The 15761-nt window shown below is 42.6% G+C and carries 11 protein-coding genes; 7 read left to right on the top strand and 4 right to left on the bottom strand.

What is annotated here, in order from left to right:
• The first annotated feature begins 39 nt into the window (after nucleotides 1-39).
• The gene (locus IQ246_RS15095) at nucleotides 40-843 is read left to right on the top strand and encodes an aminotransferase class IV (RefSeq protein ID WP_194004174.1); all 804 of its coding nucleotides are present in this window, start codon (nucleotides 40-42) and stop codon (nucleotides 841-843) included.
• A 138-nt stretch (nucleotides 844-981) separates the two neighbouring features.
• The gene (ftsH3, locus tag IQ246_RS15090; RefSeq protein WP_194004173.1) at nucleotides 982-2823 is read left to right on the top strand and encodes an ATP-dependent zinc metalloprotease FtsH3; all 1842 of its coding nucleotides are present in this window, start codon (nucleotides 982-984) and stop codon (nucleotides 2821-2823) included.
• Nucleotides 2824-2929: 106 nt separating this feature from the next.
• Here ftsH3 and IQ246_RS15085 read toward each other — a convergent pair whose 3' ends face one another.
• The 3 genes from IQ246_RS15085 to IQ246_RS15075 form a co-directional block, all read right to left on the bottom strand.
• On the bottom strand, nucleotides 2930-3997 hold the full coding sequence (locus tag IQ246_RS15085) for an aspartate carbamoyltransferase catalytic subunit (protein ID WP_194004172.1): 1068 nt from the start codon (nucleotides 3995-3997) through the stop codon (nucleotides 2930-2932).
• A gap of 203 nt (nucleotides 3998-4200) precedes the next feature.
• Nucleotides 4201-5550 carry a magnesium transporter gene (mgtE, locus tag IQ246_RS15080; protein ID WP_194004171.1) on the bottom strand — a complete coding sequence of 450 codons (1350 nt, stop codon included), beginning with the start codon at nucleotides 5548-5550 and terminating at the stop codon, nucleotides 4201-4203.
• A gap of 419 nt (nucleotides 5551-5969) precedes the next feature.
• Complete coding sequence (locus tag IQ246_RS15075) at nucleotides 5970-6554, bottom strand: Uma2 family endonuclease (RefSeq protein ID WP_194004170.1); 585 nt, start codon at nucleotides 6552-6554, stop codon at nucleotides 5970-5972.
• Nucleotides 6555-6814: 260 nt separating this feature from the next.
• On the opposite strand from IQ246_RS15075, the gene IQ246_RS15070 reads away from it, so the two are divergent.
• Entirely contained in the window at nucleotides 6815-10021 is a 3207-nt protein-coding gene (locus tag IQ246_RS15070) for a glycoside hydrolase family 15 protein (protein ID WP_194004169.1), read from the top strand.
• A gap of 99 nt (nucleotides 10022-10120) precedes the next feature.
• On the opposite strand, the gene IQ246_RS15065 is transcribed toward IQ246_RS15070, so the two are convergent.
• Complete coding sequence (locus tag IQ246_RS15065) at nucleotides 10121-10435, bottom strand: YkvA family protein (RefSeq protein WP_194004168.1); 315 nt, start codon at nucleotides 10433-10435, stop codon at nucleotides 10121-10123.
• Nucleotides 10436-10863: 428 nt separating this feature from the next.
• Here IQ246_RS15065 and IQ246_RS15060 point away from each other — a divergent pair, with 428 nt between their 5' ends.
• The 4 genes from IQ246_RS15060 to IQ246_RS15045 all read left to right on the top strand — a co-directional run bounded on the left by IQ246_RS15060 (nucleotide 10864) and on the right by IQ246_RS15045 (nucleotide 15563).
• Nucleotides 10864-13017 carry an ATP-binding protein gene (locus IQ246_RS15060; RefSeq protein ID WP_244142039.1) on the top strand — a complete coding sequence of 718 codons (2154 nt, stop codon included), beginning with the start codon at nucleotides 10864-10866 and terminating at the stop codon, nucleotides 13015-13017.
• A 237-nt stretch (nucleotides 13018-13254) separates the two neighbouring features.
• Complete coding sequence (locus IQ246_RS15055) at nucleotides 13255-14007, top strand: MotA/TolQ/ExbB proton channel family protein (RefSeq protein WP_194004166.1); 753 nt, start codon at nucleotides 13255-13257, stop codon at nucleotides 14005-14007.
• Nucleotides 14008-14064: 57 nt separating this feature from the next.
• A complete protein-coding gene (locus IQ246_RS15050; RefSeq protein WP_194004165.1) occupies nucleotides 14065-14769 on the top strand; it encodes a biopolymer transporter ExbD in 705 nt (234 codons plus the stop codon).
• Nucleotides 14770-15200: 431 nt separating this feature from the next.
• On the top strand, nucleotides 15201-15563 hold the full coding sequence (locus IQ246_RS15045; protein WP_194004164.1) for a phage holin family protein: 363 nt from the start codon (nucleotides 15201-15203) through the stop codon (nucleotides 15561-15563).
• Nucleotides 15564-15761 lie beyond the last annotated feature (198 nt).

Below are 15761 nucleotides of genomic sequence, written 5' to 3'. Positions count from 1 at the left end.
GCATGGGGCATGGGGCATGGGGTATTAGACGGCTGACTTATGACTAATGACATTTTTTGGTACGATGGCAAATTAATTGAATCCCAAACTTTGGAATTAAATGTTAATGATCCAGGGTTACTGTATGGAGCAACGGTTTTTACAACGCTGCGGGTTTATGGTAATTCGTTAGATGATAATTTAACTGATTGGCAGACACATTGCGATCGCCTACTCTTTTCACTACAATCTTTTGGTTGGCAGCATCCAAACTGGAAACGTGTGCGTCAAGGCGCAGAAATTATCTTGGCACACTTTCCTATTCTCAGAGTTACCATCTTTCCCGATGGACGGGAGTGGATAATTGGCAGATTTTTACCAGATGATTTGACAGAAAAACAAAAAAACGGTGTGTCTTGCGCCATTGCTCAGCCGGAATTTTATCGTAGTCTCCCATCTCATAAAACTGGAAATTACTTGAGTGCTTGGTTAGCAAAAACTAGCGTCCAATCCTTAGATGTTCAAGAAGCGATTTTAGTGGACACAGTAGGAAATTGGCTAGAAACTAGTACAGGCAATCTCTGGGGGTGGCGGGATGGTGGATGGTGGACACCGGCATTATCTACAGGAATTTTACCAGGAGTTGCGCGATCGCAACTTCTAAACTGGCTACAAAAGCACCAGCAACTAGTGCAAGAGGAACCGTGGACAGCGGATTTGGTCAAGGGATTTGAAGCGATCGCCTACACTAATAGTGTCGTGCAAATTATCCCCATTCATACCGTTCATCAGCCCGCAGGCTCGTTACAATATAATCCTCACCATCCTAGTTTTAAATGGCTCAGGCGGCTATTTTTAGCATGATAGGAATGCCATTATGTTATACGTTAAGATAAGTTAACATAATTTTAATAATGCCCTCTCCTATCAGAGACACTACGCGATGGCGCGTAGCCACTGCTGGAAGCGAAACGCACAAAAAATACAGGAGGATAGACCTCGGTGAATAAACGATGGAGAAATGCAGGGCTGTACGCGCTGCTATTTATTGTTGTCATTGCGCTAGGAACAGCATTTTTTGACAAGCAACCTCAAAGCAGAGAGACATGGCGTTACAGTCAGTTTATTCAAGAAGTTGAGAAAGGCAGAGTAGAAAAAGTCAGTCTGAGTGCAGACCGCTCAACAGCTCTGGTGACACCCAAGTATGACCCGAATAAAAAGCTGGTAACATTGGTCAACGACCCAGACTTGATCAATACTCTAACTGCCAAAGGCATTGATATCAATGTTTTGCCTCAAACCGATGAAGGATTTTGGTTTAAGACACTCAGCAGCTTATTTTTCCCAATATTACTTCTGGTTGGCTTATTCTTCTTGCTACGCCGTGCCCAAAATGGCCCAGGTAGCCAAGCCATGAACTTTGGTAAGTCCAAAGCCAGAGTGCAAATGGAGCCACAAACACAGGTGACATTTAGCGATGTAGCTGGTATTGACCAAGCCAAATTGGAACTAAATGAAGTCGTAGACTTTCTGAAAAACGCCGATCGCTTTACCGCAGTTGGTGCAAAAATTCCTAAAGGTGTGCTGTTAGTTGGCCCTCCTGGTACAGGTAAAACCCTCCTAGCTCGTGCTGTAGCAGGCGAAGCAGGTGTACCCTTCTTCTCCATCTCTGGTTCCGAATTTGTGGAAATGTTCGTAGGTGTGGGTGCATCCCGCGTCCGCGATTTATTTGAACAAGCTAAGACCAATGCTCCTTGTATCGTCTTCATCGATGAAATTGACGCCGTAGGTCGTCAACGGGGTGCAGGTTTAGGCGGTGGTAACGATGAGCGGGAACAAACCCTCAACCAGTTGCTCACAGAAATGGACGGCTTTGAAGGCAATACCGGCATCATTATTATTGCCGCTACTAACCGTCCTGATGTCCTAGATGCAGCCCTGTTGCGTCCAGGTCGCTTTGACCGTCAAGTTGTGGTAGACCGTCCCGACTACGCCGGACGCAGCGAAATCTTGAAGGTACATGCCCGTGGTAAGACCTTGGCGAAAGACGTAGACTTGGATAAAATTGCCCGTCGTACTCCTGGATTTACCGGCGCAGATTTATCCAACCTGCTGAATGAAGCCGCAATTCTGGCAGCACGTCGGAATTTGACCGAAATTTCGATGGACGAAATTAACGACGCCATTGACCGCGTATTGGCTGGCCCAGAGAAGAAAGACCGGGTAATGAGCGAAAAGCGCAAAACCTTGGTAGCATATCACGAAGCTGGTCACGCCTTAGTTGGTGCTTTAATGCCAGACTACGATCCTGTACAGAAGATTAGCATCATTCCTCGTGGTCGCGCAGGTGGTTTAACTTGGTTTACCCCCAGTGAAGACCGGATGGACACTGGTTTGTACAGCCGTGCTTATCTGGAAAATCAGATGGCGGTAGCTTTAGGTGGTCGTATCGCCGAAGAATTAATCTTTGGTGAAGAAGAAGTTACCACTGGTGCTTCCAACGACTTACAACAAGTAGCGCGGGTTGCGCGTCAGATGATTACCCGATTTGGGATGAGCGATCGCTTAGGCCCAGTTGCTCTTGGTCGTCAGCAAGGTAACATGTTCCTAGGTCGGGATATCATGTCAGAGCGCGATTTTTCTGAAGAAACCGCTGCTGCAATTGATGAAGAAGTCCGCAAACTTGTGGATGTAGCCTATACACGCGCTAAAGAAGTGTTAATGGGCAACCGCCACATTTTAGAGCAGATAGCACAAATGTTGGTTGATAAAGAAACGGTAGATGCCGAGGAATTGCAAGAAATTCTGGCAAATAATGATGTAACAACCGCCGCTTTTGCCTAATCAATTTTGGTTGAAATTGAAAATTTAGTTAGGGGTAATTCTGGAATTTTCCAGAGTTATCCTATTTTTTTGGAACCATATAGGGCGCAATACATTCAGGTGAATATTAAGCCTTGCCGCTACCTAACAAATACAGCAGTGCCATGCGAACAGCAACACCACTAGTAACTTGTGATTGAATAAGACTAAATTCCGGGTCATCCATCAGATCAGAGCTAATTTCCACACCACGGTTGACTGGCCCTGGATGCAAAACTTTAACATTAGGCTTGCACAATTGCAACTTTGCGCGGGTAATGCCAAACAGCTGATGATATTCTCGCAAACTTGGTAGTAAATGAGCGGTCATACGTTCCTTTTGCAGGCGCAAAGTCATAACAAAATCAGCATCCTGCAAAGCTGGTTCTAGTTGCCAATGTAGAAATAATTGGGGATTGGGGATAAGGGGTAATGGGGAGTGGGGGAGTGGGAGAGATGAGGAAATAGTGAATAAATCCTGACTGCTATCTCCTGTCTCCTCAGAGAAATACTCAGCAAATAACTTGGGTAAGAGGGTAGGTGGCGCTGCGAGATGTACTTGAGCACCACTGGCAATTAAACTCCAGATATTTGACCGCGCAACGCGAGAATGCAGAATATCTCCAACAATGGCAATCTTTTTACCTTTTAGAAGTTGCAGTCGGGGATTAGCTGGGTCAATTAAAGTACAAATGGTAAATAAATCTAGCAGTGCTTGGGAAGGATGCTCATGTTGACCATCACCAGCATTGAGCACACTAACTCGAACACTTAAACGATCCATTTCAGCTGCGATCGCATTTGGTACTCCTGCCTCTCGATGGCGAATCACCATAATATCAGTTCCCATTGCCAAATAAGTCTTCGCTGTGTCAAGAATTGTCTCTCCTTTTGTCATCGAAGAAGTCGCCGCGGCAAAGTTCAGCGTATCCGCACTTAAGCGTTTGGCAGCAATTTCAAAACTGCTGCGAGTCCGGGTAGACGATTCAAAAAATAAATTCGCCACCACCTGTCCCTGCAAGGTTGGCACTTTCTTTGTCCGCCGTGATAATACCTCTTGAAAAGAAGCAGCAGTTTGCAAAACAGTATCGTATTCAGCGGTAGTGAAGTCAGACAGGGAAAGAACGTGATGACGATTCCAGGTGGTAGTAGGCATAAATAGCTATCATCCTGCTATGGAAATACGACTTCTCGCATCTCTACAGCTTTTTAATTTACATACGCAGAGCAAATGATAGCATCTGTCTTCTATTAAATTGTTTTGTCATTGGTCATTGGTCATTGGTCATTTGTATTTATAAAGTACAAAGAACTAGTGACTATTGACAGTTTTAATGAAATATGCAATCTTGACGCACATTAACTTGGTAAATGTAATACCTGTAAACCAAACGAAATCAGAGACAGGAACGTTAAAAACCCAATTGTATCCAGCATTGTTGTCACCAATGGCCCGCTAACTAAGGCAGGGTCAAGCTTTAGGCGTTTCAAACCCATTGGCAGTAAAGTGCCAAGTGTGACAGCCACAATTGTATTAGTTGCCATTACCATTCCAGCAATTAAAGCCACCCATCGTTCTTGGGGTCGCGCCCAAATCAAGGAAAGTAGGAACATTGTTGTGGCTAAAACTACAGCTGTGCCCAAACCAGCACAAAGTTCCTTGCGGAGAATTTTCAGCGTATCTTTGGGTGTCACCTCACCCACACCCAAGCCTCGGATGGTTACTGTTAATGATTGAATTCCAACAGTACCACCAGTGTTAGAGAAAATTGGCATGATGACTGCTAGAACTGGCACGGCAGAAATTATAGTTTGGAAAGGCGCGATCGCACTGGCTGCACCAATATACAATGCCATGATGCCCAACAGCCAAGGCAAGCGGTTGCGTATAGTCAGTAGGGGAGAGGACAAAGCTGCTTCATCACCACTTACACCCGCCAATTTTTGAATATCTTCTGTAGCTTCCTCCTCCAAAATATCCATCACATCATCAATCGTGATAATACCGACTAATCGGTTTTCCCGATCAACCACCGGGATAGCGATTAAGTCATAGCGCTTCATGATTTGGGCGACTTCTTCTTGAGAAGTTTCAGTTCTCACCTTGATGACGCGATCGCTCGCAATATCTCGGATTAAAACATCGGGAAAAGTAAATAACAACTGGCGTAATGAAACCACTCTCACCAACGTGCGGTTATCATCTGTAACATAAGCGTAGTAAATTGTCTCCTTGTCTTCGTCTTGACGGCGGATTTTGCTTAAGGCTTCTCCGACAGTCAATCCCTCCCGTAACCGGACATATTCCGTTGTCATTACCCGCCCAGCAGTACCTTCTGGATAGCCGAGAATCGTTGCTGTAGCTTGCCTTTGTTCTGGACTCAGTTCTTGTAACAGCCGTTTAATTACCCCAGCAGGTAGTTCGTCAAATAATTCTGCCCGTTCATCAGGACTCATCGCCTCTACAAGTTGCACTACCTCGACATCATGCAGGGAATTAATTAATTCTTCCTGTACCTCTGTTGGCAGATATTCAAATACATCAATTGCTTGAGTTTTGTTCAGTAAACGAAATGCGATCGCCCGTTGTTTTTTAGGCAATTGTGTAATGTATTCGCCTACATCCACTGGTTGTAAGCGATTTAAATCCCATTTCAATTGGTTCAAATCGGCAATATCAAGAGCCGTGCGAACATCTTGTGTGAGCATGATAATACCTCCTAATGTCTCCCCCGCGCTGGGAGACTGCCTCACCAGCTTAGAGGAGGTTGATACTGCCATCCTGTGGACTTTGGTCCATAAAATTTCAAAAATTCAATATTGATTCCAATCAAGGCATCGCTAAGCCATATACTAACCCGGAATGGTATTATGCGGTAACTAATTACTAGTGTTGAGAATTTGTGGCATTCTACACAAGTCAGTAACTTACTTGCCCTGATTTTTATGTAATTTTTCTGTAACTTAAAGTAAATTTTACTGCTGCGAGAATTGGTGTCAACCCAATCAAAGAATTTACTGACAAACTTTATACAGTTAATATATTTACAAACAGATGTGTAGCTGAATGAAAAGTGACCACCACCGTAAAATTACGAGATGCGATCGCTTTTCACCCAAATCTCACTTTATTTAGCAATAACTGGTGGTAATATCTGTGCAATGGCGATCGCTATTCCCGGAAATTGCAAAGATGAAACAATAGTATCTTCGGTAAAAATTACCTCGCTATCATATCCCTCTTGAGTGGGTTCTCGAAATACGTGGAGCTTCCGATTAATAACATCTAGCACCCAATAATCTCTGATTTTCGACTGTGCATAAACTTTGCCTTTAGTCTCGCGATCGTATTTGAAGCTACTATCTGCCACCTCAATAATTAAGAAAAGTTCCGATGTGGTAGGGTGATGATCAGCATAGTCGAGTGGGTCAATTTTCACTACAGCGATATCAGGCTCAGGTTCTGAAAAATTATCTAACTGGATAGGATCTTGAGTGCGGATATCTGCCCGATTTTCCAGAAGGTGACGTAGAACTTTGGCAGTTCGTCCTACTGCTGAAGTATGAGCGGTTCCTTTTGCACTCATCCTGATAATCTGTCCTGCGATTAATTCAACTCGTTCCTCTGGGTGAAAAATGCCTGCTGCTGCCATCTTTTGGTATTCTGCAACAGTCCACTGCCGAAGAGTAAAAGGCGTTGCTTGTGTTTGCATGGTTGAACCAAATAACACATTTAGAGTTATTCTAAATTGGGCAATGTTTACTGACAATAGACAGTTACTAACTCTTAATTCCTAACTTTCGCTCACCAATTGAAAAAATATTGAATTTTGGTTATGGTTCACTGAAATTCAGCACCGATACGCCTAGTAAAGCGAGATAATAATAAACTCACACTACCCTCATCTGTGTGCGATCGCTCATTACTGCACAGCCACAGGGTCGAATTCCGTAAGTTGCTCTGAACCAAACCATGAAAACATCTACTAAATTGCTAGCTCGCCTGGAGTATTACTACCAGCAAATTCAAACTATCATCCTTGCTCGTCAGAATCCGATTACTGGTTTGCTACCTGCAAGTACGGCAATCACTGCCCACGGTGATTATACTGATGCCTGGGTACGAGATAATGTTTACAGCATTTTAGGAGTTTGGGGTTTAGCACTTGCATACCGCAAGGTTGACGATCATGAGGGACACAGTTATGAACTAGAACACAGTGTCATCAAGTTAATGCGCGGGCTACTCTTTGCGATGATGCGACAGGCTCATAAAGTGGAGACATTTAAACATACTCAGTCACTACTAGATGGTCTGCACGCCAAATACAACACTGCAACTGGTGATATTGTTGTTGGTGATGACGAATGGGGACATTTGCAACTTGATGCCACATCTATATTTTTACTAATGTTGGCGCAAATGACCGCTGCGGGATTGCAAATAATCTATACAATTGATGAAGTGAATTTCGTCCAAAACTTGGTTTACTACATTGGACGAGCTTATCGTACACCAGATTATGGTATTTGGGAACGCGGTAACAAAATTAATCGTGGCAATGCCGAGTTAAACACCAGTTCCGTAGGCATGGCGAAAGCAGCTTTGGAAGCCATCAACGGGCTGAATTTATTTGGAGTGCATGGTAGTCAAACGTCAGTGATTCATGTGCTACCGGATGAAATTGCTCGTGCTCGGATTACTCTAGAATCCCTATTACCGAGAGAATCTGGCTCTAAAGAAATTGATGCGGCACTGTTGAGTATTATTAGTTTTCCCGCCTTTGCGGTAGAAGATTTGCAATTACGCGATCGCACCTTCAACGAGATTATCACCAAACTTGCAGGCAAATACGGCTGCAAACGCTTCCTGCGCGATGGACACCAAACCGTATTAGAAGATAGCCATCGCTTACACTACGAACCGTGGGAACTCAAGCAATTTGAACATATTGAATGCGAATGGCCATTATTTTTTACTTATTTAGTTCTAGATGGGTTATTTCGTGGTAATGGAGAGCAAGTTAAAAATTACCAAGAAAGTTTAGAATCATTATTTATTGAACAAGATGGTTTGCGTTTATTGCCAGAACTTTATTATGTCCCAGCCGAAAACATAGAAGCTGAAAAGTTAGCACCTCAAACTCAACTACGTTTACCTAATGAAAATGTTCCCTTAGTATGGGCGCAAAGTTTATATCTTCTCAGTCAAATGTTGAGTGAAGATTTACTAGCAGTTGGCGATATCGACCCCTTGGGAAGGCATTTATGTGTAGGAAAACAGCGCGAGGCGTTGGTACAAATTGCTTTACTAGCAGAAGATGAAGATTTACAAGCTAAATTAGAAGTTCATGGAGTTGAAACACAAACACCCTCCCAGTTAGAACCAATTCAGGTAAGAAAAGCTGGGGAACTTTCAGATATTTATACTCAAATAGGAAGCAACAACAAACTGGGTTTAACCGGGCGTCCAGTAAGGCGATTGCGGAGTTTGACAACATCTAGAATCTTTCGCATTCAGGGGGAAACAATTGTATTTTTGCCGTCATTTTTAGACTCTCAACAGTTTTACTTAACTCTTGATTACCATTTTCTGTTAGATCAAATCAGAAGTGAACTTGCTTATATTCAAAAATATTGGAGTGATTTAGGACGTCCTACCTTAACTTTAATGTTGACGCACACCATGTTAGAAATCGGTTTTGAGGCATTACTAAGACTGATACAAGAATTGAAAGATGGAGTTTGTAATGGTGTGCAGGTAAAATTGGGGCGACTAAATCAGCTAATGCTAACAGCTGGGATGCAAAGGATTGATTTTCTTCAAGATGCTAAATTATCTCTGTCGCCCTTGAAAAATGCTGGGCCACGTTGCTACTACTTGGCTTATCATCCTGAAAAAAATTGGCGCTTAGGGCATACCCAAGAATTTCAGATGGAGTGTGAAACTAACTTAGGGTTATTACTTTCTTATTTACGCTCATCAGAAAATATCTATGAGCAAATTGAGTTATTGCAGACTTTGACACGATTGCAAGGATTGAAATTTGATACAGGATATGGTGGCCCAGGATATCCTGTCACCGTAGCCGATTTACTCGATGAAGTTTACACCAAAGCTGGAGATTTAGGCATCTGGGCGGTGGTACGTCGTGCTGCTGGGTTGCAGCGTATGGTTGATATCGGCTTGTCAGATGCAGTGACGAGTATTTTAGTTCAAGGTAAGCAAATTGCTGTAGGAAAAGCTTACAGTGAAGCATCATTGATTACCGTACCCATGTCCCATCATGAAATTGCCGAGAAAATAAATCATTTCTGCCGTGAAGATATCCGCGATCGCGTCCTCACGCAAGAGATCTTAATCTATCTTGGCATTCTCATCCGCTCAGAAACCGAACTGTTTCGGGGACTGCTGACGTTGAGAGTCGGCTATCTTATTCTGTTGATAACCAGCGAAGTGGCGCGGGAATTGTATGTTACTCAAGATGAAGCATACGATTATTTAATGCAACTTTCACCATTTGAGGTGAAAATGCGCCTATATCAGGTATTGACTGGATATACTGGCATGAGTAACTTGTTGCGTCAAATGGAATCACTGCACGTCAAGCAAAAAGAAAGCGATATTGCTTGGGTAGTTTTACCAGCAATTGGAGAAGAAATAGAAGTTCCTCCAGGTGGTTGGCGGTGGTTTCGCCAAGCAGAAGGTGCAACAGGCCGCGTACCAAAAGAATTTTTTAAGCAGGTTTGGCTATTGATGCAACATTGCAAAGGCTTAGTGATTGGTGATAAATTAGAGCGCCGCAATCGTTTAGATAGTGAGTTAATGCTATCGGAAATGACAGCGGGAGAAAGGAATTTTGCCTTGTTAGTTGAGCATTTACTAAATAAAATTGAGGCTCCAGAATACCGACAAGTTAATATTGAAGCATTGATAGAATTAGCTGCGATCGCTGCCAATAATCCCAATTTGCAAATCGAAGAATATATAGTTTTGGATGTGTTAATCGGTCATGCAGTGCGACTAGCATGGTTAGAACGCCATCCCGAAAAAAGCGATCGCTATGACGAAGATAAAGCTAGCGCGTGGCGATCGTTCTACAATACTTCTCCTAGAGATTGCGCTAGTTATATCCTCAAAGCATTCAGGTTCTTGACTGAGTTTGTGAGGGAGTTTTAAACGCAGAGTAACTTTTTGCTGCGTTACTCTGCGTTTAAAAAACCCCCTACTTCAGACTCCAAAAATAGGGGGTTTTTATACTTTATTTGATTAAAAAAACTACTTAACTGAAACAGCATCAACATCAATCGTGCTTGCGGTGGAGGTAGAACCTTGTGGAGTATTAGGTGTTTCGATGCCCACATCACCTTTACGCGCTTTCCAGCCTTCAATTACTAGTCCAGACACCTCAGTAACCAGTAGGGTCAAAAGGAAAACATCATCAATCTGTCCCACAATAGGTATAAAGTCCGGGGCGATATCAATTGGGCTGACTAAATAAACTAGTGTTCCTAAAATTACCCACCAACGGTACTTTGGGTTACGAAGCGAATTACGATACCAAGTGTAAAGTGATTGGATTGAGAATTTCATGTTTTTAACCTCCAGTTATTTTTTATTCTGACAAACTATACTAATAATTTCCGGTGGGAATAACCGCCCCAGTTTGTCTGGAAGACGCTACCCAACCAATACCTTTCGGTTAAAGGGGAAAGGCTGAAATTTATCCCCTACTCTTTAACCCCTTTGGAGTGACGCTCGTTCCTCGCGATCGCTAGCGTCAGTTGCTCATGGTGAGCCACCCCCTTGTGGAGAAAAGTTGGAGTGCTGACTCACATTTTCCCAGATCACAGATGTTGATTATTTATGTTCTCTGGGAATCCTAGGCATATAAAAAAAACTTTGTCTTTCTAGTGTAAAGTTACCTGCTCTTAGGAAGGCAAAGCACCGATGCAAGATAAAAATTGAGCTTACCGATGAAGAGGCGTTACTTAGATATATTTAAGGCTTTCCCACTACAAATGGTTCTCATTGTTCCATTTGTCTTGCAAATCTTTGGAGCAGTGGGTTTGGTTGGCTACTTGTCATTTAAAAATGGACAGAAAGCTGTAAACGACCTGACAGACAAGTTGATGGCTCGAACCAGCAATATGGTTGATCAACACCTAAATTCCTATTTATCTATTCCCCACAAGGTGAACCAGATTAATGCTGACGCCATTCAGATGGGATTATTAGATGTACGCGATCGCAAAACTGTAAGCAAATATTTTTGGAAACAAATGCAGGCTTATGACTTGACCTATATCGGTTTTGGATTGACTACAGGTGAAGGAGCAGGAGCCGGACGGTACCATGGGAAAACTGTCACGATTGATGATTGGGATTCCAAGCGACCAAAAAACTGGTACAACTATGCCACAGATAGCCAAGGCGATCGCACTCATGTCAATGATCATGGTGATTGGAACAACTTCAACGAACCTTGGTATACTGAACCCATAAAAGCGGGTAGACCTATCTGGTCACGCATTGTTACCGTCAATTATACGTATCCATACATGGCTGCCTCGGCAGGACGGCCAATTTATGATGCCCAGAACCGATTGTTAGGGATGGTTGCTGCTGATATTCCTTTGCTGAAATTGAGTGAGTTTTTACGAAATTTAGATGTCAGCCGCACTGGACAAGTGTTCATTTTGGAGCGCAATGGTAAACTGATTGCGAACTCTAGTACTCACCAACCCTTCAGGTTGATCAAAAACGATATTCAGCGGTTGCAAGCCACCGAAAGCCCCGATTCTGTAGTTCAGAGTATCGCCATACAGCTCCAGCAAAAATTCAATGGGTTCAACTCCATTACCGAAACTAAAAAGCTGCGACTTAATTGGCACAAAGAAGCGAATCTTGTGTATGTCAACCCCTGGCATGACGAATATGGACTAGATTGGCTAGTAGTAATTAGTGTGCCGGAACAGACTTTTATGGCACAAATCAACGCTAACAACCGCACTACTATCTGGCTTTGTCTTGAAGCATTAGCTATAGCAATTATCATAGGCTATTTAACCTCCCATTGGATTACGCAGCCGATTCTGCAAATGAACCGGGCAAGTAAGGCAATGGCTTCCGGGAATTTAGACCAAACTTTAGATATCAGGAATATCCAGGAACTAAATATACTTGCCCACTCTTTTAATCACATGGCAGGGCAATTGCGCGAATTCTTTACCGCGTTAGAAAACAGTAAAGCAGAGTTAGAACAGAGGGTAGAAGAACGTACTGTTGAACTCAAAACTGCCTTGAACGAATTGCAGCACACTCAAGCACAAGTGCTTCAAAGTGAGAAAATGTCTAGCTTAGGTCAACTAGTAGCAGGTGTGGCACATGAAATTAACAATCCCGTCAACTTTATTCACGGCAATATTACTTATCTGAACGAATACACTCAAGATTTGCTGCGGATGATCCATCTCTACCAACAATGCCATCCTAGCAATGACCCAGAGATACAAGCGCTAGCCAACGAAATCGATCTAGAGTTCTTGATCGAAGATTTACAAAAAATGCTATCCTCCATGAAAATGGGAACTGATCGAATTCGTAACATTGTGCTATCACTGCGGAATTTTTCCCGCATAGATGAGGCAGAATTCAAAGCAGTTGATATTCATGAGGGTATTGAAAGTACGCTGTTGATTTTGCAACATCGTCTGAAAGACAAACCAGAATGTCCAGCAATTGAAGTAATTCGTAACTATAGCAACTTGCCCCAAGTAGAATGCTATCCTGGACAACTCAATCAAGTCTTGATGAATATTTTGGTAAATGCAATAGATGCCTTAGACGAGGTAAACGTCAAGCGCACCTATCAAGAGATAGAGAAAGATCCTAGTCAGATTATCATTTGTACCTCAGTGAGCGATTCGCAGTTTGTGGAAATTGCGATCGCTGATAACGCACTGGGAATGTCAGAACAGGTTAAAAACCTTATTTTCAATCCTTTCTTCACCACAAAACCCGTGGGCAAAGGAACAGGTATGGGTATGGCAATCAGCTATCAAATTATCACCGAAAAACATGGTGGCAAATTGGAGTGTTTTTCTACCGTGGGTAAAGGCACTGAGTTTATAATTCAAGTCCCTATCCACCAGCAATTTTTTACAGCGGTTTAAGTTCAATCCGTAACGGTTGTACTCAGAGGATGTTTGAAAAGTATTAGGCACTGCTCAACTAACTTTCGAGCCTTGGGATTTTTACATCTATTTTGCTACGCATCATCACATCTTTGACACTATCTTCTGAATTTTTCAGGAAATTTATTTTTTGGAAGTCCCTCATTTTGCATTAATCTCTAGAATTAAAATGCCTTTGCACATTTGTTCTAATCATGGAGGGAGGAGACTTAAACAGTGGATATTTTAGATTTGTTTTACAAGGGCGGGCCAGCGATGTGGCCTCTATTGGTTCTGTCGATTCTGTCTTTAAGTGTGATTTTTGAGCGTTTATGGTTCTGGTTACGAATTTTAACTCAGGAAAAGGAAATAGTTGATCGCGTCCTAGATGCTGCTCGTGATGATTGGGAAGTAGCTGCGGAAATTGCTAGACGAGCAACACATCAACCTGTTGGGCGGTTTTTATATGCACCTTTAAGTTTACCAAAAAGCAATGCAGAAACCTTTCGATTAGCTTTGGAATCTTCAGCAGAAGACGAATTGGCAGGTATGCGGCGAGGGGAAAAACTTTTAGAAGCAGTGATTGCCCTCGCGCCGTTGTTAGGATTGTTGGGTACAGTGTTGGGCTTGATCCAGTCTCTGCGATCAATTCGGATTGGCGATTTAGGAACTGAATCTACAGCTGGGGTGACTACTGGTATTGGTGAATCTCTAATTAGTACGGCAACAGGGCTAATAGTTGCCATCATTAGTTTGGTATTTTACCGCCTGTTTCAAAGTTTTGTAGTCAACCAAGTCAAAGTTTTTCGTAAGGCGGGAAATGAAATGGAGTTGCTCTATCGTCAATCTCCGCCTGACTTGAGTAATAGTAAATCAACTATCGCGCGAGAACCTTCAAGGGAAAATTTAATTCCACCCCCACCCCCAACCCGCAAGCCAGGGAAAAACAAATTTTCTGACCCTCCTGAACCCCCAAATGTACCTGAATAATTAGATCCTGAGCAATAGTCAATTATTTAACCTCGAACCAGATTTTAGAGTTAGAAGATGAAAGTTAATCTACATACTCCAATTGAAGAAGTCCAAATTCAAATCATTCCTTTAATTGATGTCGTCTTTTGTATCCTGACATTTTTCTTGTTGGCGGCTTTGCAATTTACACGACAACAAGCAATTAATGTTGATTTGCCCAAAGCCAGCACAAGTACAGTGTCTGGGGTAACGTCGCAGGGTGGAAGTCAGATTGTGACTATCGATGCCCTTGGCAATACTTACATAGAAAAACAGCCTGTAAAAAGAGAAGAATTGGCACAAAATTTAAAGCAGTATCTCCAAGAAAATCCCAATGGTGTTGTGGTGCTAAATGCTTCGCGAACTTCAACTTATAACGATGTCATTGAAACATTAGATTTGCTACGCCAAGTAGGTGGCGATCGCGTATCTTTGGGAATCATTCCCGCTCCATCTTCCACTAACTTGCTAAATCAGCCTGCTGTACCATCTATCCCCATCGATCCTGGTGCTGCACCTGTACCCAACAGCGCACCACTTCCAGGTATCAATCCCCAAGGCAATTTCAACCCTAACTTGCCCTTAACGCCTAATCAAGTACCTTTCCCGACGATAACTGGACAACCTTCAACAGGGCAAGGTGTTATTCCTGTCACTCCTGGTATCTCTCCCAGAGTTCCGAATTCACTAGCGCCTCAAGCGCCTGTAGCACCTAAAACCCAACCTACTCCTAAAAGATGAGATGGGAGAGATCAAAGAGCACAGAAGCAGGAGAAGAAGACATGGGGATGCACTAACGCAAAGAATACCAGGACTTACGCAAGTGTCATATTTTTAACGCCAGAGGTTGTCCAGAGTCAAAGGTCAAAAGTCCAAAAAACCTTGATTCTTGACCCTTGACCCTTGACCCTTGACTCTTATACCAGAAGCCTTGTGTGCCAGTTGCGTAAGTCCTAAATACTATCCCCGAATTACTGTATCTCTTCCTCTTTGTGTCTCTCTCATTTCCCTAATGCAAGCTTTTTCCAAACCTAAAGATATACAAAACAAATTCCCATTAGCTAAAGATTTGCTGCTAATTTACAAATAATTGGTCGAGACTTTCAAGATTTTTTCACCAATAGACCGAGTAATTTCTAGCCAATCACCATTCGCGTTTCAGGAATTGTGGCATGGATATTGTGACGCTTTTAATTGTTTGGGTAGTAACAGCTATCAGCTTGTTGATCATTAGTAAATTGCCTTTGGGAGTTGAAATTGACACTCCAGCGAAAGCCTTCTTTTCTGCTGCAATTCTCGGTATCGTGACGGCAATAGTCAGACCGATTTTACGCCTGGTATTTGCAGTACCAACTTTTTTGACGTTTGACTTATTATCCGGCTTTTTCACATTCATAATTGCCGTTGTTTGTTTTAGTGTCGCCGCTTGGTTAGTAGATGGCTTTCGCTTGCGTTTCGGTATTTGGAGCGCTGTCCTTGGGGCATTTGCGCTAACTTTAATTAACAGCCTAATGTACAAATTATTGGGCGTCTAAACACTAAAGTCAATAACAACTCGTAATTGATAATTCGTAATTCGTAATTACAATCAGTACTAGCTCCTCTAGTCATCACTATTTTGTTGACCACTAAATTAAAAATTTAGTGCTTGCTCTGTACCCTCTTAAACTACGAACTACGAGTTACAAATTAGTAATTATTTGGTCAAGAGTGATAATTATTCTTGACTATCA

Origin of the sequence: aff. Roholtiella sp. LEGE 12411 (genome assembly GCF_015206995.1) — a bacterium.
Classification (GTDB): Bacteria; Cyanobacteriota; Cyanobacteriia; order Cyanobacteriales; family Nostocaceae; genus Komarekiella.
Note: the sequence above shows the minus strand (reverse complement) of the source record. Positions and strands in the feature narration are given on the sequence as shown.

What these genes read in the sequence shown, in the direction of transcription:
- IQ246_RS15095 (WP_194004174.1), top strand. Translation starts at nt 40, where the DNA reads ATGACTAATGACATTTTTTGGTACGATGGCAAATTAATTGAATCCCAA.
- IQ246_RS15085 (WP_194004172.1), bottom strand. Translation starts at nt 3,997, where the DNA reads ATGCCTACTACCACCTGGAATCGTCATCACGTTCTTTCCCTGTCTGAC.
- mgtE (WP_194004171.1), bottom strand. Translation starts at nt 5,550, where the DNA reads ATGCTCACACAAGATGTTCGCACGGCTCTTGATATTGCCGATTTGAAC.
- IQ246_RS15075 (WP_194004170.1), bottom strand. Translation starts at nt 6,554, where the DNA reads ATGCAAACACAAGCAACGCCTTTTACTCTTCGGCAGTGGACTGTTGCA.
- IQ246_RS15070 (WP_194004169.1), top strand. Translation starts at nt 6,815, where the DNA reads ATGAAAACATCTACTAAATTGCTAGCTCGCCTGGAGTATTACTACCAG.
- IQ246_RS15065 (WP_194004168.1), bottom strand. Translation starts at nt 10,435, where the DNA reads ATGAAATTCTCAATCCAATCACTTTACACTTGGTATCGTAATTCGCTT.
- IQ246_RS15060 (WP_244142039.1), top strand. Translation starts at nt 10,864, where the DNA reads ATGGTTCTCATTGTTCCATTTGTCTTGCAAATCTTTGGAGCAGTGGGT.
- IQ246_RS15050 (WP_194004165.1), top strand. Translation starts at nt 14,065, where the DNA reads ATGAAAGTTAATCTACATACTCCAATTGAAGAAGTCCAAATTCAAATC.
- IQ246_RS15045 (WP_194004164.1), top strand. Translation starts at nt 15,201, where the DNA reads ATGGATATTGTGACGCTTTTAATTGTTTGGGTAGTAACAGCTATCAGC.